General features: G+C 72.2%; 25 protein-coding genes and 1 riboswitch. Of the genes, 8 read left to right on the top strand and 17 right to left on the bottom strand.

Features of this window, described 5'->3' with window-relative positions; all coding sequences use genetic code 11:
- Nucleotides 1-4 precede the first annotated feature (4 nt).
- Both GTY67_RS02875 and GTY67_RS02870 read left to right on the top strand, forming a co-directional pair.
- The gene (locus tag GTY67_RS02875) at nucleotides 5-889 is read left to right on the top strand and encodes an RNA polymerase sigma-70 factor (protein WP_161277664.1); all 885 of its coding nucleotides are present in this window, start codon (nucleotides 5-7) and stop codon (nucleotides 887-889) included.
- A 279-nt stretch (nucleotides 890-1,168) separates the two neighbouring features.
- Entirely contained in the window at nucleotides 1,169-1,936 is a 768-nt protein-coding gene (locus tag GTY67_RS02870) for a GntR family transcriptional regulator (RefSeq protein WP_093694667.1), read from the top strand.
- Between the two features lie 132 nt (nucleotides 1,937-2,068).
- Here the strand turns inward: GTY67_RS02870 and GTY67_RS02865 are convergent, their stop codons facing one another.
- Nucleotides 2,069-3,226 carry an ROK family protein gene (locus GTY67_RS02865; RefSeq protein ID WP_093694665.1) on the bottom strand — a complete coding sequence of 386 codons (1,158 nt, stop codon included), beginning with the start codon at nucleotides 3,224-3,226 and terminating at the stop codon, nucleotides 2,069-2,071.
- Between the two features lie 185 nt (nucleotides 3,227-3,411).
- On the opposite strand from GTY67_RS02865, the gene GTY67_RS02860 reads away from it, so the two are divergent.
- Entirely contained in the window at nucleotides 3,412-3,849 is a 438-nt protein-coding gene (locus tag GTY67_RS02860; protein WP_161277663.1) for a hypothetical protein, read from the top strand.
- Between the two features lie 35 nt (nucleotides 3,850-3,884).
- On the opposite strand, the gene mug is transcribed toward GTY67_RS02860, so the two are convergent.
- The 6 genes from mug to GTY67_RS02830 all read right to left on the bottom strand — a co-directional run bounded on the left by mug (nucleotide 3,885) and on the right by GTY67_RS02830 (nucleotide 10,021).
- Nucleotides 3,885-4,442, bottom strand: a complete 558-nt coding sequence (gene mug, locus GTY67_RS02855; protein ID WP_093694661.1) for a G/U mismatch-specific DNA glycosylase — start codon at nucleotides 4,440-4,442, stop codon at nucleotides 3,885-3,887.
- A 19-nt stretch (nucleotides 4,443-4,461) separates the two neighbouring features.
- Nucleotides 4,462-5,904, bottom strand: coding sequence for an adenylosuccinate lyase (purB, locus tag GTY67_RS02850; RefSeq protein WP_176727631.1), 1,443 nt, complete (start codon nucleotides 5,902-5,904; stop codon nucleotides 4,462-4,464).
- A gap of 150 nt (nucleotides 5,905-6,054) precedes the next feature.
- Nucleotides 6,055-6,906 (bottom strand): SGNH/GDSL hydrolase family protein, encoded by an 852-nt coding sequence (locus tag GTY67_RS02845; RefSeq protein WP_161277662.1) that lies wholly within the window; start codon nucleotides 6,904-6,906, stop codon nucleotides 6,055-6,057.
- A gap of 159 nt (nucleotides 6,907-7,065) precedes the next feature.
- Nucleotides 7,066-8,085 (bottom strand): hemolysin family protein, encoded by a 1,020-nt coding sequence (locus tag GTY67_RS02840; protein ID WP_093694655.1) that lies wholly within the window; start codon nucleotides 8,083-8,085, stop codon nucleotides 7,066-7,068.
- Entirely contained in the window at nucleotides 8,082-9,422 is a 1,341-nt protein-coding gene (locus GTY67_RS02835; RefSeq protein WP_161277661.1) for a hemolysin family protein, read from the bottom strand. The genes GTY67_RS02840 and GTY67_RS02835 overlap by 4 nt, the downstream gene beginning before the upstream one ends.
- Before the next feature lie 164 nt (nucleotides 9,423-9,586).
- Entirely contained in the window at nucleotides 9,587-10,021 is a 435-nt protein-coding gene (locus GTY67_RS02830; protein ID WP_093694651.1) for a GNAT family N-acetyltransferase, read from the bottom strand.
- An 84-nt stretch (nucleotides 10,022-10,105) separates the two neighbouring features.
- Between GTY67_RS02830 and GTY67_RS02825 the strand changes: the two genes are divergently transcribed.
- Both GTY67_RS02825 and GTY67_RS02820 read left to right on the top strand, forming a co-directional pair.
- Nucleotides 10,106-10,333 carry a hypothetical protein gene (locus GTY67_RS02825; protein ID WP_014157595.1) on the top strand — a complete coding sequence of 76 codons (228 nt, stop codon included), beginning with the start codon at nucleotides 10,106-10,108 and terminating at the stop codon, nucleotides 10,331-10,333.
- Nucleotides 10,330-10,701 carry a hypothetical protein gene (locus GTY67_RS02820; RefSeq protein ID WP_018516085.1) on the top strand — a complete coding sequence of 124 codons (372 nt, stop codon included), beginning with the start codon at nucleotides 10,330-10,332 and terminating at the stop codon, nucleotides 10,699-10,701. The genes GTY67_RS02825 and GTY67_RS02820 overlap by 4 nt, the downstream gene beginning before the upstream one ends.
- A gap of 12 nt (nucleotides 10,702-10,713) precedes the next feature.
- Here the strand turns inward: GTY67_RS02820 and GTY67_RS02815 are convergent, their stop codons facing one another.
- The 4 genes from GTY67_RS02815 to bioB all read right to left on the bottom strand — a co-directional run bounded on the left by GTY67_RS02815 (nucleotide 10,714) and on the right by bioB (nucleotide 14,818).
- Nucleotides 10,714-11,391: a class I SAM-dependent methyltransferase gene (locus GTY67_RS02815; RefSeq protein ID WP_161277660.1), complete on the bottom strand. Its 678-nt coding sequence runs from the start codon at nucleotides 11,389-11,391 to the stop codon at nucleotides 10,714-10,716.
- Nucleotides 11,392-11,531: 140 nt separating this feature from the next.
- A complete protein-coding gene (gene bioD, locus GTY67_RS02810) occupies nucleotides 11,532-12,227 on the bottom strand; it encodes a dethiobiotin synthase (RefSeq protein ID WP_161277659.1) in 696 nt (231 codons plus the stop codon).
- 1 nt (nucleotide 12,228) lies between these two features.
- A complete protein-coding gene (locus GTY67_RS02805; RefSeq protein ID WP_161277658.1) occupies nucleotides 12,229-13,572 on the bottom strand; it encodes an adenosylmethionine--8-amino-7-oxononanoate transaminase in 1,344 nt (447 codons plus the stop codon).
- Entirely contained in the window at nucleotides 13,565-14,818 is a 1,254-nt protein-coding gene (bioB, locus tag GTY67_RS02800) for a biotin synthase BioB (RefSeq protein WP_161277657.1), read from the bottom strand. The genes GTY67_RS02805 and bioB overlap by 8 nt, the downstream gene beginning before the upstream one ends.
- A 144-nt stretch (nucleotides 14,819-14,962) precedes the next feature.
- On the opposite strand from bioB, the gene GTY67_RS02795 reads away from it, so the two are divergent.
- Nucleotides 14,963-16,135: an 8-amino-7-oxononanoate synthase gene (locus GTY67_RS02795; protein ID WP_161277656.1), complete on the top strand. Its 1,173-nt coding sequence runs from the start codon at nucleotides 14,963-14,965 to the stop codon at nucleotides 16,133-16,135.
- On the opposite strand, the gene GTY67_RS02790 is transcribed toward GTY67_RS02795, so the two are convergent.
- Complete coding sequence (locus GTY67_RS02790; protein ID WP_161277655.1) at nucleotides 16,128-16,370, bottom strand: DUF397 domain-containing protein; 243 nt, start codon at nucleotides 16,368-16,370, stop codon at nucleotides 16,128-16,130. The genes GTY67_RS02795 and GTY67_RS02790 overlap by 8 nt on opposite strands.
- A gap of 45 nt (nucleotides 16,371-16,415) precedes the next feature.
- Nucleotides 16,416-17,276, bottom strand: coding sequence for a helix-turn-helix transcriptional regulator (locus GTY67_RS02785; protein WP_161277654.1), 861 nt, complete (start codon nucleotides 17,274-17,276; stop codon nucleotides 16,416-16,418).
- A gap of 249 nt (nucleotides 17,277-17,525) precedes the next feature.
- Here GTY67_RS02785 and GTY67_RS02780 point away from each other — a divergent pair, with 249 nt between their 5' ends.
- On the top strand, nucleotides 17,526-17,957 hold the full coding sequence (locus tag GTY67_RS02780; protein WP_093694635.1) for an ATP-binding protein: 432 nt from the start codon (nucleotides 17,526-17,528) through the stop codon (nucleotides 17,955-17,957).
- An 82-nt stretch (nucleotides 17,958-18,039) separates the two neighbouring features.
- Here GTY67_RS02780 and GTY67_RS02775 read toward each other — a convergent pair whose 3' ends face one another.
- On the bottom strand, nucleotides 18,040-18,954 hold the full coding sequence (locus GTY67_RS02775; protein WP_161277653.1) for a LysR family transcriptional regulator: 915 nt from the start codon (nucleotides 18,952-18,954) through the stop codon (nucleotides 18,040-18,042).
- A gap of 73 nt (nucleotides 18,955-19,027) precedes the next feature.
- Here GTY67_RS02775 and GTY67_RS02770 point away from each other — a divergent pair, with 73 nt between their 5' ends.
- Nucleotides 19,028-19,669 (top strand): LysE family translocator, encoded by a 642-nt coding sequence (locus GTY67_RS02770; RefSeq protein ID WP_093694631.1) that lies wholly within the window; start codon nucleotides 19,028-19,030, stop codon nucleotides 19,667-19,669.
- Nucleotides 19,670-19,747: 78 nt separating this feature from the next.
- On the opposite strand, the gene GTY67_RS02765 is transcribed toward GTY67_RS02770, so the two are convergent.
- The 3 genes from GTY67_RS02765 to GTY67_RS02755 form a co-directional block, all read right to left on the bottom strand.
- Nucleotides 19,748-20,218: a C40 family peptidase gene (locus GTY67_RS02765; protein ID WP_161277652.1), complete on the bottom strand. Its 471-nt coding sequence runs from the start codon at nucleotides 20,216-20,218 to the stop codon at nucleotides 19,748-19,750.
- Between the two features lie 3 nt (nucleotides 20,219-20,221).
- A riboswitch (cyclic di-AMP (ydaO/yuaA leader) is annotated at nucleotides 20,222-20,408 on the bottom strand.
- Between the two features lie 353 nt (nucleotides 20,409-20,761).
- Nucleotides 20,762-21,067 (bottom strand): hypothetical protein, encoded by a 306-nt coding sequence (locus GTY67_RS02760; protein WP_161277651.1) that lies wholly within the window; start codon nucleotides 21,065-21,067, stop codon nucleotides 20,762-20,764.
- Nucleotides 21,068-21,074: 7 nt separating this feature from the next.
- Nucleotides 21,075-21,710, bottom strand: coding sequence for an ATP-dependent Clp protease proteolytic subunit (locus GTY67_RS02755; RefSeq protein WP_161277650.1), 636 nt, complete (start codon nucleotides 21,708-21,710; stop codon nucleotides 21,075-21,077).
- Between the last annotated feature and the right edge of the window lie 22 nt (nucleotides 21,711-21,732).

The raw sequence follows: 21,732 nt of genomic DNA, 5'->3' as shown, positions 1-21,732 counted from the left end.
ACCGGTGACAGCCGACCCCGCCACCGAAGTCTTCGAAGAGCACCGGCCCGTCCTCACCGGCGTCGCCTACCGCATGCTCGGCCGTGTCGCCGACGCCGAGGACGTGGTGCAGGAGGCGTGGCTGCGCTGGTCGTCCGCCGCTCAGGAGGGCATCCGCGAGTCGAGAGCCTTTCTGGTACGGATCACCACCCGGCTGGCCATCGACCGGCTGCGCCACCTCAAGTCCCGCCGGGAGGCGTACGTCGGCCCCTGGCTGCCCGAAGCGGTCGTCACCGACTTCGGGCCGACCGCTCCCGACGCGGCGGAGCGGGCCGTCCTCGCCGACTCCGTCTCCCTCGCCGTACTCGTCGTCCTCGAATCGCTCTCCCCGCTGGAGCGCGCGGTCTTCGTGCTCCGGGAGGCCTTCGGCTTTCCGTACGCCGAGATCGCCGCCGCCCTCGACCGCACCGAGCCGGCCGTCCGCCAGCTCGCCGGGCGCGCCAGACGCCACGTGGACGAGCGCAAACCGCGCTACGACGTCGATCCGGCGGAGCGCCGCGACCTCACCGAGCGGTTCCTGGCCGCCGCGTCCGGCGGCTCCATCGAACAGCTGATGGCCCTCCTGGCACCGGACGTCCGGCTCGTCAGCGACGCCGGGGGCAAGGCGAAGGCGGCGCTGCGGGTCATCGAGTCCGCCGACAAGGTCGGCCGGTTCCTCGCCGCGGTCGGCCAGGAGGCCGGACCGGAGTGGGAGATGCGGATCGCGGAGTTCAACGGCGGACCCGGTGTGGCGTGCTTTGTCGGAGGAAAGCCGGACACTTTCTTCCAGATCGAGATCCGCGACGGGATCATTCAATGCATCTATATCGTTCGCAATCCGGACAAGCTCGCCGGTCTCTCCGCCGTGTGACCGCGCGCGCTTTCCGGCCAGGAGGAATCCGGACCGGCCCGCTCCGCGGCTGACCGGCCGAAGCCCCGCCACCGGCCCGGTGGTGGGGCTTCATGCTGCGCGCGGCTCACGGCACCACGAACGTCTTGTGAACGCTCTGCGCCAAAGTCCCGTTTCGTTCCGTTACGGAATAAGGATTGGTCTTGACCAAGGGGGTGCGCCATCCTAAGGTCACCTTAAGACAGGAACCTTTAATAAATAGCGTCGCGGAAAAGTCGCTGGGCGATTGCGGAGGACTTGGTGGGGACCACGCAGCTGGAATCGGTGCAGGAGCCGAAGTACTGGCACCTCAAGACCGTGCTCAGTGAGGCACTCGACTCGGACTTTGCGGTGGGTGAGATCCTGCCCAACGAGCGGGACCTCGCGGCACGGTTCGGAGTCGCGCGTGCCACGCTCCGGCAGGCTCTGGAGCAGCTCGAACTTGAAGGCAGGCTACAGCGCCGCCGAGGCGTCGGCACGACCGTCGCCCCGCCGCGCGTGGGCGTCGCCGTCTCCACCGCCCAGCACGAGTGGACGGGCGGTGTGGCGGGCGAGGCCTGGCAGCCGGTCGACTGTGGCAGTGAGGCCGCCCCCGGCGCCGTGGCCGCGATGCTCGGCACCGGCACCGAGCCCGTCCACGTGGTGCGCCGCATCCGCGACACCCACGGCCAGGCGGTGGCGGCCGAGCTTCTCTACGTACCCGCCTCCTCGGTCCCCGACCTCTCCGCGATCGACGCACCGTCCGGCACCGTGCGCGCCCGAGCCGTGCTGCGCGAGCTGCACCGCCTGGGCCTGGAGGGCCAGGACCGCTCCGTGGAGCTGGGGTCGGCCCGCGCGGACGACGCCAAGGAACTCGACCGGCTCCCCGGCGCCCCCGTCCTCGTCGTCACCACCCGGTACTTCGCGGCGGGCGGCACGGCCGCCGTCTCCATCGCCACCTACCGGGCGGACACCTGCCGCCTCACCTTCGGGGACTCCGGCGCGCTGGAGATCAGCCACGACGAGCAGCAGGAGCGCCAGGCGTCCTGAGGCCTTCCTTCCGGGAGCGCGGGCTCCCTTCGCGAACAGTGCCACCTGATGGCGGTCCGCCGGGAAACCGGCCGGCCGCCATCAGCGCGTCACCGGCCCGTCTTCGGGACACCGCGCCCCGGCCGCCCGCCCTCAGCGGCGGGCCGTCACCGCACCCTCGACGGCGAACAGCTGCTCCTCGACATGGTCCAGCGCCAGCCGCAGCGCCCCCGTCGCGACCGCGGCCTCACCCAGCAACGACAACGTCACCCGCGGCGGGCGCAGACAGTAGCGGGCCAGCTCCTCGCGGAGCGGCTCCAGCACCCCGTCCAGGCCGGCCGCCCAGCCACCGACCACCACCAGCTCCGGGTCGAGGGCCAGCGCCAGAGCGGCCACATCGTGCACCAGCCGCTGGAGGAACCGCTCCACGGCCGCCTGGGCCTCCGTGTCACCCTGCCGGGCCTTGGCGAACACCACGGCCACCGCCTGCTCGTCCAGCGGTTCCAGCGGGGTGCCCGTGGTCGACAGCAGATGCTCCGGAGTCACATCCCGGCCCAGCAGATGCAGAGCGCCGATCTCCCCGGCCGCCCCGCCGAACCCCCGGTGCAGCCGCCCGCCGATCAGCGAACCGGCCCCCGGGCTCAGCCCCGCCAGGACGAAGACGATGTCGTCGGACTCGGTGGCCGCACCCTTCCAGTGCTCGGCGACCGCAGCGGCGTTGGCGTCGTTCTCCACGAGGACCGGGCAGCGGAACGACCGCCGCAGCCGCTCCCCGAGCGCGAGCCCCGTCCACCCCGGCAGCGCCGTGCCCAGCCGTACGGTCCCGTCGGCCTCCACGATGCCGGGGCTGCCGACGCCGACGGCGCGCAGACTGCTCCGGGCCACCCCGGTGCGGCGCAGCAGATCCGCGATCACGGCCCGCACCTGGTCGAGTCGCTCGTCCGCACAGGCCGTCTCCGACACCGTGCGCGAACCCGCCCCGGTCACCCGGCCGTCAAGTCCCGACAGCAGCGCCGAAACCCGGTGCGGGCCGATCTCGACGCCCAGCAGATGTCCGGCCTCGGCACGGAAGCGGAACCGGCGGGCGGGCCGTCCCTGACGCCGCGCCTCGCTCTCGTCGGGCAGCGCCTCGACCACCAGACCGGCCTCGAACAGCCCCTCGACGACGCCCTCGACCGTCGGCCGGGAGAGACCCGTGATCCGGGTCAGGTCCGTCAGTGTCGGCGAGCCGGCCCCTCGCAGGGCGTGCAGTACCACCGCTGAATTGATCCGCCGCAGCAGCGACGGATCTCCCCCGGTCAGCCGGCTCACGGTGTGTCCTCCCAGCTCGTGCGCATGTCTGCCGGATCGTACTCGCTGCTCGCAGGCCCTGCGAGCAGCACCGCAAGCCGGTATCGAGACGCAACCTGCGTCGGCCACGAGCCACCGGACCGCACGCGCCGCCCGACCCCGGGGGCAGGGCAACGGCTGTCGGTGGCGGACGGTTTACTGACGGTATGACGACCGCACACCATCTCCGCCTCATCGACGGGATGCGCACCCGGGAATTCCCCCAGGAGCGCGTGCCGTCGGTCTCGGGAGTCAGCGGACCCGGCTACCACACGGCATTCCTGCGCACCGACCACGAACCCTGGGGCGACGACGAGCCGGTCGGCCCCGAGCACCGGGCGCAGTGCCTCGCCGAGCACGACGCGCTGCTCACGCTCCTCTCCGCCCGCTGGGGCGAACCACAGCTGATGAGCCTGTGGAGCGCGCAGGAGCGGATGATGGCGGGCGAGGTGATACCGGACCCGTGGGCGGACCCGGTGGCCGGCTGCGAGTTCGTCAGACTGTGGCAGGTCGAGGAGCGTTGGATCGCGATAGGGCTGATCCTGGAGGAAGAGGGGCCGGGCTGTGAGCTGACGGTGCTGGTGACGACCGTGGACCCGCCCTGACCCGGACGCCGGGAACCCGAAGGAAGGTCAGGGCGTCAGCCGGGAAGGCCCGGCGTCGTCGCGCGTACGGCCTCACGCAGGCGGCCGTACTCCTCGGCCATCGTGTCCACCGTCCAATGGGCGTTGAGACCGCTGGGGTTGGGCAGGGCCCAGACGTGGGCACCGCCGATCGTGCGCTCCTGACGCCCTATCCGTGCCCGGGGCTCACCGAAGGCCGTGCGGTACGCGGTGATGCCGACGACCGCGAGCCACGCTGGAGCGAGCCGTTCCACCCGCTCGGTGAGGGCCGCCCCGCCCTCCCGGTACTCCTCCGCGCTCAGTTCGTCCGCCCGTGCCGTCGCCCGCGCCACCACATTGGTGATGCCGAGGCCGAGGGTCAGCAGCTCGGACTGTTCCGAGGGCAGCAGCCGCCGGGGGGTGAAGCCGGAGCGGTGCAGGACCGGCCAGAAACGGTTGCCGGGGTGGGCGAAGTGGTGGCCCGTCGCCGCGGTCATCAGGCTCGGGTTGATCCCGCAGAACAGCACGCGCAGACCGCCCGCGGCCACATCGGGGACGATGCGGTCACGGGCGGCGTTCAGCTCCTCGGGCGTCATACGGTGCGGCCGGTGCGGGTCAGAGGATCGAACCGGGGGCGTAGGCCGCGGCCTGCGGGTGCTGCTTGGTGATCTCCTCGATCCGGGAGACCAGCACCGCCACCTGGTCGCCCGCCGCGCCCGTGAACGAGAGCTTGTCCGCCATCAGCGCGTCCAGCTCCGCACGGTCCAGCGGGATGCGCTCGTCGGCGGCCAGCTTGTCCAGCAGCTCGTTGCGCTCGGCGCCCTGCTCCCGCATCGCCAGGGCGGAGGCGACCGCGTGCTCCTTGATCGCCTCGTGGGCCACCTCGCGGCCCACCCCGGCCCGGACGGCACCCATGAGGACCTTGGTGGTCGCCAGGAAGGGGAGGTAGCGGTCCAGCTCGCGCGCCACGACCGCGGGGAACGCGCCGAACTCGTCCAGCACCGTCAGGAAGGTCTCCAGCAGACCGTCGAACGCGAAGAACGCGTCCGGCAGCGCCACCCGGCGGACCACGGAACAGGACACATCGCCCTCGTTCCACTGGTCACCCGCCAGCTCGCCCGTCATCGAGGCGTAGCCCCGCAGGATCACCATCAGGCCGTTGACCCGCTCGCAGGAGCGCGTGTTCATCTTGTGCGGCATCGCGGACGAGCCGACCTGGCCCGGCTTGAAGCCCTCGGTCACCAGCTCGTGCCCGGCCATCAGCCGGATCGTCTTCGCCACCGACGAGGGAGCCGCGGCGAGCTGCACCAAGGCGGTCACCACGTCGTAGTCGAGGGAGCGGGGGTAGACCTGGCCGACCGAGGTGAACGCCTGGGCGAAACCGAGGTGTCCGGCGATGCGCTGTTCCAGGTCGGCGAGCTTGTCCGCGTCACCGCCCAGCAGGTCCAGCATGTCCTGCGCGGTGCCGACCGGGCCCTTGATCCCGCGCAGCGGGTAGCGGGAGAGGAGGTCCTCCAGCCGGCCGTAGGCCACCAGCAGCTCGTCGGCCGCGGTGGCGAAGCGCTTGCCGAGCGTCGTCGCCTGCGCGGCGACATTGTGCGAGCGGCCGGCGATCACGAGCTCGCGGTACTCCGCCGCCAGCTTGCCGAGCCGGGCCAGCACGGCCACGGTGCGGTCGCGCATCAGCTCCAGCGAGAGGCGGATCTGTAGCTGTTCGACGTTCTCCGTCAGATCCCGGGAGGTCATGCCCTTGTGGACCTGCTCATGGCCGGCGAGGGCGTTGAACTCCTCGATCCGGGCCTTCACGTCATGCCGGGTGACCTTCTCGCGCTCGGCGATCGACGCCAGGTCGACCTGGTCGAGTACGCGCTCGTAGTCGGCCAGCGCGGCCTCCGGCACCTCGATCCCGAGGTCCTTCTGAGCGCGCAGCACCGCCAGCCACAGCTGACGCTCCAGCTTCACCTTCTGCTCGGGGGACCAGAGGACGGCCAGCTCCGTGGAGGCGTAGCGGCCGGCCAGGACATTGGGGATGCGAGGCTTCGCAGACACAGCAGTCACGTAAAGGGATTCTACTGTCGGTTTATGCAGGCCAGCGCCGCGGGCCTCTTTGTGGCTTGCTACGAAGACCGGCTGCGATGACCGGCTACGAAGGCCGCCCACGAAGACCGGCTGCGAGGACCGCCTACGAAGACCGGTCACGCAGTCGCGTCAGGACGCGCCTTCCTCGGGCGAGGCCCGGCGCCACCCCGTCACCGGCCCGGGAGCTTCGGCGTCCGCAGGCGTGATCCAGAAGCCAGAAGCGGTCGCGACGTCGAACTGGGCGCCCCACCGGCCGTCGCCGGAGGAGCGGCCGGTGAGCCGTCGGCCGATCCAGGGCCCCAGGTGGCGGCGGGCGAAGCGGATGTCGTCGGCGCGCCGGTTGGCCCAGCGCGGCGGCAGGGAGGCGGGGACCGGCGCCTGCCAGTCGAGTTCGGGCGGGAGGCCCAGCGTCTGCCAGACCGCCTCCGCCACCCGCCGGTGCCCCTCGGCGGCGAGGTGCAGCCGGTCGGCGTCCCACATGCGCGGGTCGCTGAGCGAGGGCGCGGAGTAGAGGTCGACCACCGCGGCCCCGTGCCGGCCGGCCAGGTCGTCGATCAGGGCGAACAGCGCCTCCATCCGGGGACGGAACCGGTCGAACACCGGGCCGTTGCGCCCGGGGCTGCGCATCAGCACCAGCTGCTTGCAGGACGGGGCCAGCCGCTCCACGGCCTCCTCCAGCCGCCCCCTGACCATGCCCATGTCGCACTTCGGGCGCAGCGTGTCGTTCAGCCCTCCGACGAGGGTCACCACATCGGCCTGCATCGCGGCCGCCGCGCCCACCTGCTCGTCCACGATCTGGCCGATGAGCTTCCCGCGTACGGCGAGGTTCGCGTACCGGAAGCCTGGGGACCGGGACGCGAGGCGGGAGGCCAGGACATCGGCCCAGCCCCGGTAGGTGCCGTCGGGGAGCAGATCCGACATGCCCTCGGTGAAGGAGTCGCCGACCGCGACGAGACTGGTGTAGGAGGCATTCAATTCCATGGCCCGCCGATTCTATCGCGGACGGCTCCCGTACCGTCCGGCCGGTACGGAGGCCATCGTGCAGCCGGTACGGAAGCCGTCACACAGCCGCCACGGAGCCATCGCACACCCGGTACGGGAGTCGTCACACAGCCGCCACGGGAGCCGTCACGCGGTCGTTCAGCGGGACTGCGCCCGGCCGACCAGCTCGCGCAGGACGTCCTCCATCGTGACCATGCCGACCAGCCGGTCCCCCTCGTCCAGGACCGCCGCGAGATGGGTCCGGCTACGCCGCAGCGCGGTCAGCACGTCGTCCAGCGGGGTCGCCGCCCGGACCCGGGCGATCGGCCGCAGGGCGGCGACCGGGAAGGGCGCGTCCCGGGGCGTGGCGTCCAGCGCGTCCTTCACATGGAGGTAGCCCAGGATGCGGCCCTCGCTGTCCATCACCGGGAAACGGGAGAACCCGGACACGTGCGAGAGCCGCTCCAGCTCCTCGGGCGTGGTGCCGACCCGGGTGTACAGCACCCGGTCCACCGGCATGACCACATCCCGTACCGGACGCCGCCCCAGCTCCAGGGCGTGCCGCAGCCGCTCCGCCGAGCGGTCGTCGACCAGCCCCGCGTCGCCTGCGTCCTTCACCAGCCGGGCCAGTTCGTCGTCCGAGAACGTCGCGGAGACCTCGTCCTTCGTCTCCACCCGCAGGAGCTTGAGCAGGGCGTTGGCGAAGGCGTTGATCGCGAAGATCACCGGACGCAGCGCCCGGGCCACCGCGACCAGCGGCGGACCCAGGAGCAGCGCGCTGCGCGCCGGTTCGGCCAACGCGATGTTCTTCGGCACCATCTCGCCCAGCAGCATGTGCAGATACGTCGCCACGCTCAGCGCGATCGCGAAGGAGAGCGGGTGCACCAGCCCGTGCGGCATGCCCACCGCGTCGAAGACCGGCTCCAGCAGATGGGCGATGGCGGGCTCGGCCACGATGCCCAGCACCAGGGTGCAGAGCGTGATGCCGAGCTGGGCGGCGGCCAGCAGCGCCGAGACGTGCTCCAGCCCCCAGATGACACTGCGGGCCCGCCGGTCACCGGCCTCGGCCCGCGGTTCGATCTGGCTGCGGCGTACGGAGATCAGGGCGAACTCGGCGCCCACGAAGAAGGCGTTGACCACCAGGGTCAGCAGACCGATGAAGAGCTGAAGGACGATCACCGGCCCTCCTCCGCCCGCTGCTCCTCGGCACCGGGCGGCGGCGCGTGCAGCAGCGCCCGCGCGGCCCGGCGGCCCGTGGCGTCCACCACGTCGATCCGCCACCCCGCCAGCTCCACCGTGTCGCCCACCGTCGGGATCCGCCCGAGCTCGGCGGCGATCAGCCCGGCCAGCGTCTCGTAGGGCCCGTCGGGCACCCGCAGCCCGATCCGGCTCAGCTGGTCGGTGCGGGCCGCGCCGTCGGCCGACCACAGGGTGCGGCCGTCGGCGTCCTCACCGGCGGCCGCCAGGTCGGGCGTCTCGTGCGGGTCGTGCTCGTCGCGGGCCTCGCCGACGACCTCCTCCACGATGTCCTCCAACGTCACGACCCCCGCCGTACCGCCGTACTCGTCGATCACCACCGCCATGGCGAGCTTCCCCGACAGCTGGTCCAGCAGCCGGTCCACGGTGAGCGTCTCCGGTACGAGCAGGGGTTCACGCAGCATCTCCGAGACCCGCTTGCGGGGCCGCTCGTCGGCCGGGACCGCCAGCACGTCCTTGATGTGGGCCACGCCGACCACGGTGTCCAGGCTGCCCCGGTAGACGGGGAAGCGCGAGAGCCCGGTGGCGCGGGTCGCGTTGGCCACGTCCTCGGCCGTCGCCCGTACCTCCAGCGCGGTCACCTGGACCCGAGGGGTCATCACGTTCTCCGCGGTCAGCTCCGCCAGATTCAGGGTCCGTACGAAGAGTTCGGCGGTGTCGGCCTCCAGCGCCCCCTCCTTCGCGGAGTGCCGCGCCAGCGCGACCAGCTCCTGCGGGCTGCGGGCGGAGGCCAGCTCCTCGGTCGGCTCCAGGCCGAAGCGGCGCACGATCCGGTTCGCCGTGTTGTTGAGGTGGCTGATGAAGGGCCGGAACACGGCGGTGAACACCCGCTGCGGGGTGGCGACCGCCTTGGCCACCGACAGCGGCGAGGAGATCGCCCAGTTCTTCGGGACCAGCTCGCCGACCACCATCAGGACCACCGTGGACAGCGCCGTACCGATGACGAGGGCCAGCGTCGACGCCGCGGCAGGCGGCAGGCCCGCGGCCTCCACCGGGCTGCGGATGAGCTTGGCGATCGACGGCTCGGAGAGCATGCCGATCACCAGATTGGTGACGGTGATCCCGAGCTGCGCGCCCGAGAGCTGGAAGGTCAGGCTCCGTACGGCCTTCAGGGCGCTCGCCGCACCCCGGTCACCCCGCTCGACGGCCCGTTCCAGCTCCCCGCGCTCCACCGTGGTCAGCGAGAACTCCGCCGCGACGAAGGCACCGCACGCGACACAGAGCAGCAGGGCCACGAACAGCAGAAGCACTTCGATCATCGGTTCACCTCCGTCCCATGATCGGGCAGGGTCGGGAGGATCGCGCGATGTCGGCTACTGGGAGGCTCGCCCATGGGCGGACGCTCACACCTTTCGGCAGATACAGGTGGGACGGAAAGGCACTCATCGTAGAGCGTCTGCCCAACCATCCCATCCGTACCGCATCACACGGCGAGGTGCTTCACCCAGCGGCTCCACTGCGGCTCGGGCTCGTACCCCGCCGCCCGCCAGGCGTGGTGCGCCAGGTCGTTGCGGTCCAGCACCATGGCGTCGGAGCGCCGCCCGCCGAGGGCCGCGAACCGTTCCTCCGCCGCCGCGAGCAGCGCACCGCCCACACCCCTGCGGCGCTGCTCCGGATGGACCGCGAGCCGGTAGAGATGGCAGCGCCAGCCGTCGAAGCCCGCGATCACCGTGCCCACCAGCGTCCCGTCCCGCTCCGCGAGGATCAGGGCGTCCGGGTCCCGTTCCACCAGGCGTGCGACCCCGTCGCCGTCGTCGCTGATGCTGGTGCCCTCCGCCGACGCCTTCCAGAACGCGAGCACCCGGTCCAGATCGGCCGCGGTCGCGGACCGTATCGAAAGATCGTCCATGGCGGCCATCCCACCACCTGCCGGCCTCGGAAGTCGATCGCTTTCCCCGGCCTCCCCTTGCCGGTGCTAGCGCGCCCGCGCTAGCTTGGAAGGGTGCCCAAGACTCAGCTGAACGTTCGAGTGGACGAGGCCACCGCCGAGGCCGCGCGGCAGCGCGCGCTCCAGAGGGGGATGAGCGTGAACCGCTACATAGAGGAGCTCGTCAAACAGGACGCCGGCGAGGTGGGCCACACCTTCGTCGAGGCCGCCGCCGACTTCATGAAGCAGTACGAGTCGGTCTTCGCCGAGGAGTTCGGCCCGGAGCGCGAAGGCACCCGTTGAACCTGCGGATCGACCTCTCCTGGCTGCTCATGGTCGCCGAGCACAAGACCCCCGGCGACCCCCAGGTCGTCGACTGGGGCGCACTCGTCGCCGCGGTCGCCCGCCACGAGGCGGAGATCTTCGGCAGCGCCGTCTACAGCGACCCGCACACCCGGGCGGCCGCCCTGTTGCAGCTGCTGCTCCATGTGCCCGCCCTGGAACGCTCGAACGCGATGTTCGCCTCGGCCGTCGCGTACGGCTATCTGGTCGCCTCCGGGCTGAAGGTCATCACCTCGCCCGAGCAGGTGCGCGATCTGGCCCTCCTGGTCAAGCAGGGCAAGGCGGACGTACGCGCCATCGCCGACGAGCTGCGCCAGTGGAGCGTGTGAGGCGCGAGGCTCTCAGTCCGGGGTGAACGGCTTGCGGGCCACGCCCAGGACGCACGGTGACGTGGGAAACGGCACGCCCTTCTCCGGGATCCGCAGCCTGCGGTACGTCCCCATCTCGAAGCCCGCCGCCTCGATCGCGGCCAGCGGGTCCCGGGCCGTGTGACAGCCGCCGAAGAGAAGCGGCCACACCGTCCGGTCCGCCGTGCGCTGGGCGGCCGCCAGGGCTCTGCCCGGCGCCAGTCCGTGTTCGAAGAACCGCAGTTCACCGCCCGGGCGCAGCACCCGCCGGATCTCGGCGAGCGCCTTCGGCAGATCCCGTACGGTGCACAGGACCAGGGAGGCCACCGCCGCGTCGAAGGCCTCGCTCTTGACCGGCAACGCCTCCGCCGCCCCCGGCACCACATCCACCGGCACCTCGGCGCGCAGCCCGGCGCGGACGGCGAGCTGCCGCAGCGAGCGCTCCGGCTCCAGCGCCACGACCTCCGAGACGGCCCCCGGATAGTGGGCGAAGTTCAGCCCGTTGCCCGCGCCGATCTCGATGACCCGCCCGGAGAGCCCCGCCAGCAGCTCCTCGCGGTACGCGGCGACGCCGCCCTTGAGGTCGGCCGTCACACTCAGCCGGGCGTAGAAGCGGGCGAAGACCGGGTGGTGCACGGCGTCCCGTGGGAGCTTCCTGCTGCGCAGCTGCATGACGGACCTCCGGGAGGGAGAGGACGTACGGCTCCTCAACGATTCTCCCCCGTACGGACCCGGTACAGGCATGTCCGTACGGGGGAGGGGCGGGCCCTACGCGACCCGTGCCGCCCGTACGTCACACGCCGGCCCCCACGTCACAGCGACGGTACGGTCCACGTCCCCCCGAGCTCCGGCGCCAGCCAACCGGCCGCCCCCGCCGCGAAGTCGGCGCCCGACAAGGCCCCCGCCCCGGCCGGTACGGCCCCCAGCAGCGGGGCGCCCGCCGCCACCGGCAGGTCCTCGATGTTGCACCGGGAGGCCAGGTCCGGGCGGTCCGGCATGCTGCCCACCACCACGCCCAGGCACTCCAGCCCACGGGCCCGCAGCGCCTCGGCGGTCAAGGCGGTGGAGTTGAGCGTGCCCAGGCCCGCGGGCGCCACCACCAGCACCGGGGCGGACAGCAGCCGCGCCGCGTCCGCGAGGGTGGCGCCCTCGTCGTCGAACCGGACGAGCAGCCCGCCCGCCCCCTCGACCAGAACCAGATCGTGGTCGGTGGCCAGCTTCTCGGCGGCCTCGGCCACCTCGTGCGGCCGCACCGGGGCGAGCCCCGCCCGCCGGGCCGCCGTGGCCGGGGCCAACGGCTCGGGGAACCGGGCCAGTTCGACCGAGGTCACATGGTCGCCCGCCAGCCGGGCCACCTCGGCCGCGTCGCCCGGCTCCCCGGGCGCGAGCCCGGTCTGCGCGGGCTTGAGCACCGCGACCCGGCGCCCCCGCGCAGCGGCCGCCACGGCGGCGGTCACCACCGTCTTGCCGATCTCCGTGCCCGTACCGGTCACCACGAGAATCGTCATGTCAGCCCTCCCGAGCCGCGGCACACACGGCCCGGCAGATCCGTTGTACGTCGTCGTCCCCGGTGACGTACGGCGGCATCGTGTACACCAGATCGCGGAACGGCCGCAGCCACACGCCCTCGCGCACGGCCGCCCGGGTCGCCGCCGCCATGTCCACCTCGTGGTCGAGTTGGACGACGCCGATCGCCCCCAGGACGCGTACGTCCACGACTCCGGGCAGATCCGACGCGGACGCCAGACCGGAGCGCAGTCCCGCGCCGATCCGCGCCACCTCGCCCTCCCAGTCCTGCCCGAGAAGCAGGTCCACCGAGGCCGAGGCGATCGAGGCGGCCAGCGGGTTGCCCATGAACGTCGGGCCGTGCGCCAGCACCGGCACCTCGCCGCGCGAGATCCCCTCTGCCACCCGCGAGGTGCACAGCGTCGCCGCCATCGTGAGATAACCGCCGGTCAGCGCCTTGCCGACACACATCACGTCCGGCGAGAGGCCGGCGTGCCCGGCGGCGAAAAGCTTCCCCGTCCGCCCGAAACCGGTCGCGATCTCGTCGAACACCAGCAGGACGTCCGACGCGTCGCACGCCTCGCGCAGCACCCGCAGATAGGCGGGGGAGTGGAACCGCATCCCACCCGCTCCCTGCACCACGGGCTCCACGATCACGGCCGCCACCTCGTCGGCATGACGGGCGATCAGCTCCCGCAGACGGCGTACGTAGTCCGGGTCGGGCTGCGCGTCGAAACCGTCCGGCGGGGCGTCGGCGAAGACCTGCCGGGGCAGCGCCCCCGACCACAGCTCGTGCATCCCGCCCTCCGGGTCGCACACCGACATCGGCTGCCAGGTGTCGCCGTGGTAGCCGCCGCGCCAGGTCAGCAGCCTGCGCTTCTCCGGGCGCCCGGCCGAACGCCAGAACTGCAGGCACATCTTGACCGCGACCTCGACCGACACGGACCCCGAGTCGGCCAGGAAGACGTGCTGGAGCGGCTCGGGGGTGATCTCCACCAGCCGGGTGGCCAGCCGGACGGCGGGCTCATGGGTGAGCCCGCCGAACATCACATGGCTCATCCGGTCCAGCTGGCCGCGCGCGGCCTCGTTGAGGACCGGGTGGTTGTAGCCGTGCACCGCCGACCACCAGGACGACATGCCGTCCACCAACTCCCGCTGCCCCTCGACGGGTTCGGCGAGCCGGAGCCGTACACCGGAGGCCGACTCCACGATCAGCGGCTCCTGCCGGCCGGGCATCGGACCGTAGGGGTGCCAGACGTGCGCGCGGTCCAGCGCCCGCAGTTCGTCGGGGGAGTACGGCTTCGGCTCGGCAGGCCCGCCGGGTTCGGGGTCGTACGGCTCAGGCATTGGGCGCGAGATCCGTCCCCGCACCGCGTCGCCGGACCGCCACCAGATCCGTACGCGCCGCACCGGCCGGGACGCTCTCCCCGGCGCCCGCGACGGTCTCCGGCTCGCCATGGCCACCGCACGGCCCGCAGCCGCCGCCGGATGCCTCGTGCGAACCACAGCCGCCACCGCCGCCGTGCGAACCGCAGCCCGCCGCCTCCGGCGTGGCCTGCGAACCGCAACCGCCCCCGGCGAGCGCGTCGGCCCGGTGGCGCGGCAGCGTGGTCGTGCCCTGGCCCTCCACCTCGAAGCCGGCGTCCGCGATCATGTCCAGGTCGGCCTGGCCCGCCTGGCCCTCGCTGGTCAGGTAGTCACCGAGGAAGATCGAGTTCACCAGGTGCAGCGCCATCGGCTGCATCGACCGCAGATGCACCTCGCGGCCGCCCGCGAGCCGGACCTCGACGTCCGGGCAGACGAAGCGGACCATGGCGAGGATGCGCAGGCAGCGCTGCGGGGTGAGGTTCCACTCCTTGGCCAGCGGCGTGCCCTCGAACGGGATGAGGAAGTTCACCGGCACCGAGTCCGGGTCCAGGTCCCGCAGCGCGAAGACGACGTCGACCAGGTCCTTGTCGCTCTCGCCCATCCCGGCGATCAGCCCGGAACACGCCGAAAGGCCCGCGGCCTGGGCCTGCTGCACGGTCTCCACCCGGTCCGCGTACGTGTGGGTGGTGGTGATCGCCCCGTACGTCTCCTCGGACGTGTTGAGGTTGTGGTTGTACGCGTCGGCGCCCGCCGAACGCAGCCGGTCGGCCTGTCCGTCGGAGAGCAGACCGAGGCAGGCGCAGACCTCGACGCCCTCGTTCTGCTCCTTGATCGCCTCGATGGTCTTGGTGACCCGGTCCACGTCCCGGTCCGTCGGCCCGCGCCCGCTCGCCACCAGACAGACCCGCTTGGCCCCGCCCGCGACCCCGGCGGCCGCCGCCTTGGACGCCTCGTCCGGCTTCAGCCAGGTGTACTTGAGGATCCCGGCCTTGGAACCCAGCCGCTGCGAGCAGTACGAGCAGTCCTCGGGGCAGAGCCCCGACTTCAGGTTGACCAGGTAGTTGAGTTTGACGCGCCGCCCGAACCACTGGCGGCGTACCTTGCCCGCGGCGGCCACCACGTCCAGCAGGTCGTCGTCGGAGGTCGCCAGCACGGCGAGCGCTTCTTCGCGGGTCGGCAGTTCGCGCCGCAGCCCCTTGTCCACCAGCGTGTTCAGCAGGTCCATGAAAGATGATCCTGGCTTACGGCACCGTCTCCAGCCAAGGAGGAACCGGACAGGAGACGTGGGCGAGGGTGTGTGTATTGCCACACCCTGACCTGCTGCGCACCCCGCTAGGGTCTGTGAGCTGCCTACAAAAGGGACCGCCCTATGTCCTTCGCCCCGCCCTTCGCCCCGTTCGACTGGATCGACGACGAGGCCCGCCGCCGGGCCGAGGCCGGGCTCGTCCGGGCCCTGCGCCCGAGGAGCGCGGAAGCCGGGCTCCTGGACCTCGCGAGCAACGACTACCTGGGCCTCACCCGGCACCCGAAGGTCACCGACGCCGCCGCTGCCGCCGCCCACCGCTGGGGTGCGGGCGCGACGGGGTCCCGGCTGGTCACCGGCACCACCGAGCTGCACGCCGAACTCGAACGGGAACTCGCCGACTTCTGCGGCTTCGAGGCGGCGCTCGTCCTCTCCTCCGGCTACGCGGCCAACCTGGCGGCCCTCACGGCACTGTCCGGGCGCGGTTCGCTCATCGTCTCTGACGCCGGGAACCACGCCTCCATCGTGGACGGCTGCCGGCTATCCCGCGCGGAGACCGCCGTCGTCCCGCACGCCGATCCGGACGCCGTGGCCAAGGCGTTCCAGGGACACGACGGGCGGGCGCTCGCCGTCACCGACTCGGTCTTCTCCGTCGACGGGGACGCGGCCCCGCTCGCCGCGCTGGCCGAGGTGTGCCGCACCGCGAACACCGCCCTGGTAGTGGACGACGCGCACGGCCTCGGCGTCCTCGGCGACGGCGGACGCGGCGCCCTCGCCGCCGCCGGACTTGCGGGCGGTGCGGGGACCGTCGCCACGCTCACGCTCTCCAAGTCGCTGGGCAGCCAGGGCGGTGCGGTCCTCGGACCGGCCCGGGTCATCGACCACCTGGTCAACACCGCCCGTACGTTCATCTTCGACACCGGCCTCGCCCCGGCGGCGGCGGGCGGCGCGCTGGGCGCCCTCCGGCTGCTGCGCCGGGAGCCGGAACGGGCGGCCAGGGCCCGGGAGGTCGCCACCACGCTGTACGGGCGGCTCACCGCCGCCGGGCTGACGGCGGTCCGGCCCGACGCGGCGGTCGTCTCCGTCCGGGCACCCTCCGCCGACGCGGCGGTGACGTGGGCGGCCGACTGCCGGTCGGCCGGAGTGGCGGTCGGGTGCTTCCGGCCGCCGTCGGTGCCGGACGGCATCTCCCGGCTGCGGCTGACCGCACGGGCGGACCTCACCGAGGAGCAGATCACCGGCGCGGTGGCCACGATCGTCGCGACCGCTCCCCGGGAGGCCCTGGCTCCGCTCAGCTGATGTGCTGCCGGTCCAGCCCGGCCACGAAGGTGGTCCAGGCCGTCGCGGAGAACCGGAGCGGCGGCCGGTCCACGTCCTTGGAGTCGCGTACGGCGAGGAGCGCGCCGCCGGGCCCGGGGCCGTACAGCCGTGCGGTCTCCACGCAGTTGTTCATTCCGGTGGAGCGGCTGCTGCGGCGCCACAGCAGTGGTTCGGGGGTGGGTGACGACGGGTGCGGTGCGAGACGGTCGGACATGGTGCCCCCCTCGGGCAGAGTCGGACGTCCTGTCGGGTTGCCGGTCTAGCGGAGGCCGCGGCGGATCGCGGCGACGAGTTCCAGCGATCGATCCGGGGTCAGTGCGTGTGTCTGCAAGGTGCGGAAGGCCGAGCTGTACGCGTCGAGGTCTTCTTTCCGCTCCAGATAGAGGCTACTCGTCAAGTGGTCAAGAACGACCACATCCAGATCAGAAATGTTCGGAAAGGAGAAGATAACGAAAGGCGAGGTGAGTCCGACATACCCGCCGACGGAGAACGGCAGCAACTGAAGCTCCACGTGCGGGAGTTGAGCCACCTGGGTCAGATGGTGCAGCTGATCCCGCATCACCTCGGGGCCGCCCACCTCCCGGTGCAGCACCGCCTCGTCCAGGACGGCGGTGAACCGCAGCGGCGGCTTCGCGCGCAGCACCCTCTGACGGGTCAGCCGCACCTCGACCAGGGAGTCGAGGTCGTCCGGCGGCAAGCCGTCCAGCGAGGCCCGGGTCACCGCCCGCGCGTAACCGGCGGTCTGGAGCAGCCCCGGCACCACCGAGGTCTCCAGGGTCCGCACCGTACTCGCCTGCGACTCCAGGCTGATGAAGTCGCGGTACTGGGGCGGGATCAGGCCCCGGTAGGCGTGCCACCACCCCGAGCCGCCGCCGCCCGCCGACCCGGCGAGCACTTCGAGCAGGGCGCGCAGCTGGGTGTCGCGCACCGCGTAGACGTCGAGGAGGCGCGTCACGTCCTGGGGGCTGACCCCGCTGGCGCCGGTCTCGATACGGCTCACCTTCGACTGGTGCCAGCCGAGCAGCCGCGCCGTGTCCCGGCTGGTCAGTCCGGAGGCGTGCCGCAGACTCCGTAACTCCTCGCCGAGCTTCCGCCGTCGGACGACGGGGCCGTGCAGCATCCAGGTCTCCTCGCGCTGTGCGGAACGGAACGGGACGGGTCCGACACGCACCGCAAGGTTCGGGCCCGCAAGGGGGTCAGTGTGCCCTCCGCCCCGGTTGTGCGGGCCCGAATTCACCGCTTCGAGCGACAGATATATGCATATCTTGGTCGAACATCGTTACAGCGAGCTTCAACAGTGGCAGTCTGGCGCGAAGCACAATCCTGGCCGACTGCCGGTCGGCCGGGGCGCGAAAGGGACGGCGTCGCCATGGCAGACCATCAGGAAGCAACCGTCACCCTGCCGAGCGATCCGGCCTCGGTTTCCTCGGCCCGCAGATATGTGGCCAGGACGTTGGCCGAATGGGGCCTCTCCGAGGACACGGATCTCGCCGACACCATCCGGTTGATCATCTCCGAACTCACCACCAACGCCGTCCAGCACACCTTCGGCCAGTCGCCCACCTTCACCGTGGATCTGCGCCTGGAACGCGACGAGGAACTGCGTCTGGGCGTGACGGACAGTCACCCCCGGTGGCCTCAGCGGCTGCCCGCCGCCGTACGGCAGGACAACGGGCGCGGCATGGTGATCATCCGGGCGCTGGCCAAGGAGTACGGCGGGCGGCTCACGGTCGTCCCGACGGCCGAGGGCGGCAAGACGGTCTGGATCGCGCTGCCCTGGGCGGTGGCGGTCCAGGGCTGACGACAGGGTTCGCGAAGGCCGCCACCGTTCAAGGGGCTGACACGGTGCAGAGGGCTGCCGTGGTGCAGGGGGCCGCCACGGTTCAGCGGGCCGCCGCCCGGCCGTACCCGCTCCGCAGCAGTGCGAGGAGCGTCGCCGCCGCGGCGGTCGCCCGGTCGCCGCGGTGCACCACGGAGATCGTCCGGCGGAAGTCCGCGGGCTCAAGCCGCCGGACGGCCAGCGGCGTGGGCGACAGCGACGCGACCATCTCCGGCACCACGGCCACGCCGAGCCCGGCGCTGACCAGCGCGCACACCAGTGCGTAGCCCGGCGACTCGCAGACCACCGCCGGTGCGGCGCCCGCCGCCGCCAGCGCGCTCTCCACCCCGCGCCGGGGCGGATGCGCCGGCGCGGAGCTGATCAGCGGCCGGCCCGCCAGCTCCGCGACCGGCAGCCGTCCGGTGCCTTCGGAGAGCCGGTGCCCGACGGCGGTCGCCAGCAACAGCTCCTCGACCAGCAGGGGCTCCACGGTGACGCCCGGGGGCGGCGGGTCCGCCACCGCCGGTTCGTAGGTGTGGGTCAGCGCCAGGTCCACCTCGCCCTCGGTCACCGCCGCGATCCCGCCCGGCGGCTCGTACTCGGTGACGGCCAGATCGACCTCCGGGTGGGCCCGCCGGAACGCGCTCAGGACCGGCGGCAGCAGATGGACCCCGGCCGTCGTGAACGTCCCCACCCGCAGCCTGCCGCCCGACAGCCCGGCCAGCTGCGCCAGCTCGTGCCGCGCCTGGTCCAGCTCGTCCAGGACCCGCCTCGCCCGGCCCGCCAGCAGCTCACCGGCGGCCGTCAGCCGCGCCCCGCGATGGTGGCGCACCAGCAGCGTCGCCCCGGCCTCGCGCTCCAGCTTGGCCAGCTGCTGGGAGAGCGCGGGCGCGGTGTAGCCCAGGTGGGCGGCGGCCCGTGTGATCGATCCGGTCTCGGCGACCGCCACCAGTGCGGCGAGCCGCGTCGGGTCGTACATGAAGCGTTCCTTTAGCCGGCCCCAGAAGATTGCTAGTACACGCTAAAGGCTCCGCAGGTCCAGGCTGGACCCCATGGACGCACAACTGATCGCCTTCACCGGGGTCGCCGCCGGAATGGTGGCGCTGCCCGGCGCCGACTTCACCGTCGTCGTACGCAACGCCCTCGCCTCCCGCACCGCGGGCCTGGCCAGCGCGCTCGGCGTCGCCGGGGGGCTGCTCGTGCACACCGCGCTCGCCGTGGCGGGGCTCGCCGCTGTGCTGGTGACGATGCCCGTCCTCTTCCGCACGGTCCAGCTGCTCGGCGGCGCGTACGTGCTGTACCTCGGGATCAGCGGGCTGTACGCGCTCCGGCGCCGGGCCTCCGAGAAGGGCCGTACGCCGGACCGGGTACCGCCGGAGGGGCCCGAGGGGTTCGGGCGCGCGCTGCGTCAGGGGTTCCTGACCAACGCGCTCAACCCGAAGGCGCCGGTCCTCTTCCTCAGCCTGCTGCCGCAGTTCGTCCCCGACGGGCAGCCGCCGCTGCCCAGGACGCTCCTGCTGGCCGCCCTCGTGGTGGCTCTGGCCCTCGTCTGGTTCCCGGCCGTGGCCCTGCTCGTGGACCGGCTGGGCCGGTGGCTGCGCCGGCCGCGTACCGCCCGGGCGATCGAGGGCGGCAGCGGTGTGGCGCTCACCGGTCTGGGCCTGGCGCTGGTGACCGGGCCCCTTCTGCGCTGAGGGGCGCCGGGGCCCTCGCGGGCGGCGCCGGCAGATGTGCCCGTACCGCCCGCAAGGGAAGAGCGTCCGGTCGGTGGGTCAGCGGACCCGTCCGTACCAGACGCTCTTGGACCAGATTTTCGCCTTGCGGACCACGTCCCCGGATTTGGGGGAGTGCCAGATCTTGCCTCCCCCGGCGTAGATGCCCACGTGGTAGACGCTGCGCCCGGAATGGAAGAAGACCAGGTCGCCGGGTTTCCGCTTCGATGCGGCGATACGGCTGGTCTTGTTGTACTGCTGCTGTGCCGTGCGGGGGAGTTTCTTCCCGGCCTTCTTGAACGAGTAGAGAGTCAGCCCCGAGCAGTCGAACCGGCTGGGACCCGTGGCCCCGTACTTGTAAGGAGCGCCCTTCTTCGACGCGGCGATCTTGAGCGCCTTCGTCGAATGGGTGGCGGCCTCGGCATCGTTGACCAGACCTGGTGCGAGCATCGAGGACGTCACGGCCAGGGTGAGTACGGAAGCCGTACCGACCCGGGCGAACAGAGACGGGACATGAACCTGCGCAGACATGCGCAACCCTTCGTCAGCCGCCTGTGAAGGATGACCTGTCGGGTTCGGGCTGGCGAAGTTGCCCGGCCGCTTCACGCGGCTTCACCCCGAGGGCTTCCCGGTCTCCCGGTCGGCCCGTTGTGCTTGGGTCCTCCACTCCTGCCGATCCACTCCTGTCGACCAGTCATCCGGGAAGCGGCAGGACTCGGCGTCCACCCGGACCGCCCCGCCGCGGCGGCGGGGGCTTGTCGTCCCAGGGATCTTGACTCACGAAGTGCCGGATTTCCGAGTCGAAACAGTGATTTGTGAGTCTCCTCACCACTGAACCGTTCGGGTGGACGGGGCGGATTCGCGCCCGCCGACGAGCCCGGCGCACACCCTCGTACCAGCGACGAAAGGGGGCATTTCGAGTACAGCCCGCGCGTCGGACGCAAGTTGGGCCGTCGCTCGCGCGGGTGATCCCCTACGCCGAACGAGCGAGGGAAATTGATCGCTGGACCGGGCGTGTCGCACGGCGGGGCGACCGCCCCGCTCCCGTAATGCGCTCCCGGCGCGCGGCGCGGCTCAGTTCGGGGTCGGCGGCACGGCGACCCTGCCCGCCCGCCGCTCGCCGTCCAGCACCCGCAGGGCCCGTACGAGCGTCGCCGCGTGGATCTGCCGCTCGCCGCGCTCATGCATCAGGGCCAGCGCGTCGCGCAGGGCCGCCGCCCCGGAGGCCAGGGCCTGCGCCGCCCGCAGCGCGCTGTAGGTGTCGCCGCCGTGTGCCGGGTTGATCCGGCCCACCTGGTCCAGGACCGCCAGATAGCGGTCGATGAACTCGCCCTCGGCGCGGGTCAGTGCGGGCAGGGGCGGGAACTCCGGTGGCTCCATGGGCGGTTCACCTCGCGTCGTGCGGCGGCTGGGGGAGCGTGCGGTTCTCCACGACGTGGTCCACCAGCCCGTAGGCGAGGGCGGCCTGCGCGTCGAGGATGGTGGAGCGTTCGATGTCGGCGGTGACCCGCTCGGCGGTCCGGCCCGTGTGGCGGACCAGCATCGCCGTGAACAGCTCGCGGGTGCGCACCAGTTCGCGCGCGTGGATCTCCAGGTCGGACGGCCGGCCCCGCACCGGCTCCGCCAGTGCGGGTTGCCGAATGACTACCCGCGCGCCGGGCAGGACATGTCGCCGTCCCGGCGTTCCGGCCGCCAGGAGGGCGGCCGCGTAGGAGCCGGCCTGCCCCAGACAGAAGGTCTCCACGTCGCACGTCAGGAACCGCATCGTGTCGTGGACCGCCGCCATGGCCCCGAACGAGCCGCCGGGGCAGTTGATGTAGAGCGAGAGCGGCCGGCCCGGATCGGCGTGCTCCAAGTGCATGAACTGCGCGATCAGATCGCTCGCCGCGGTGTCGTCGACCGGAGTCCCGAGGAAGACGATCCGCTCGGACAGGAGCTTGGAGTACGGGTCCTGGGTCCGGGTCCCGGACGGGGTGCGTTCGGTGAACTCGGGCAGGACGTGGCGGGCGGCGGGTCGGATCATGGCGGAGCCCCTCTCCTGGGTG

The organism is Streptomyces sp. SID8374 (assembly GCF_009865135.1).
Classification (GTDB): domain Bacteria; phylum Actinomycetota; class Actinomycetes; order Streptomycetales; family Streptomycetaceae; genus Streptomyces.
This window is presented reverse-complemented; position numbering and strand designations above follow the sequence as displayed.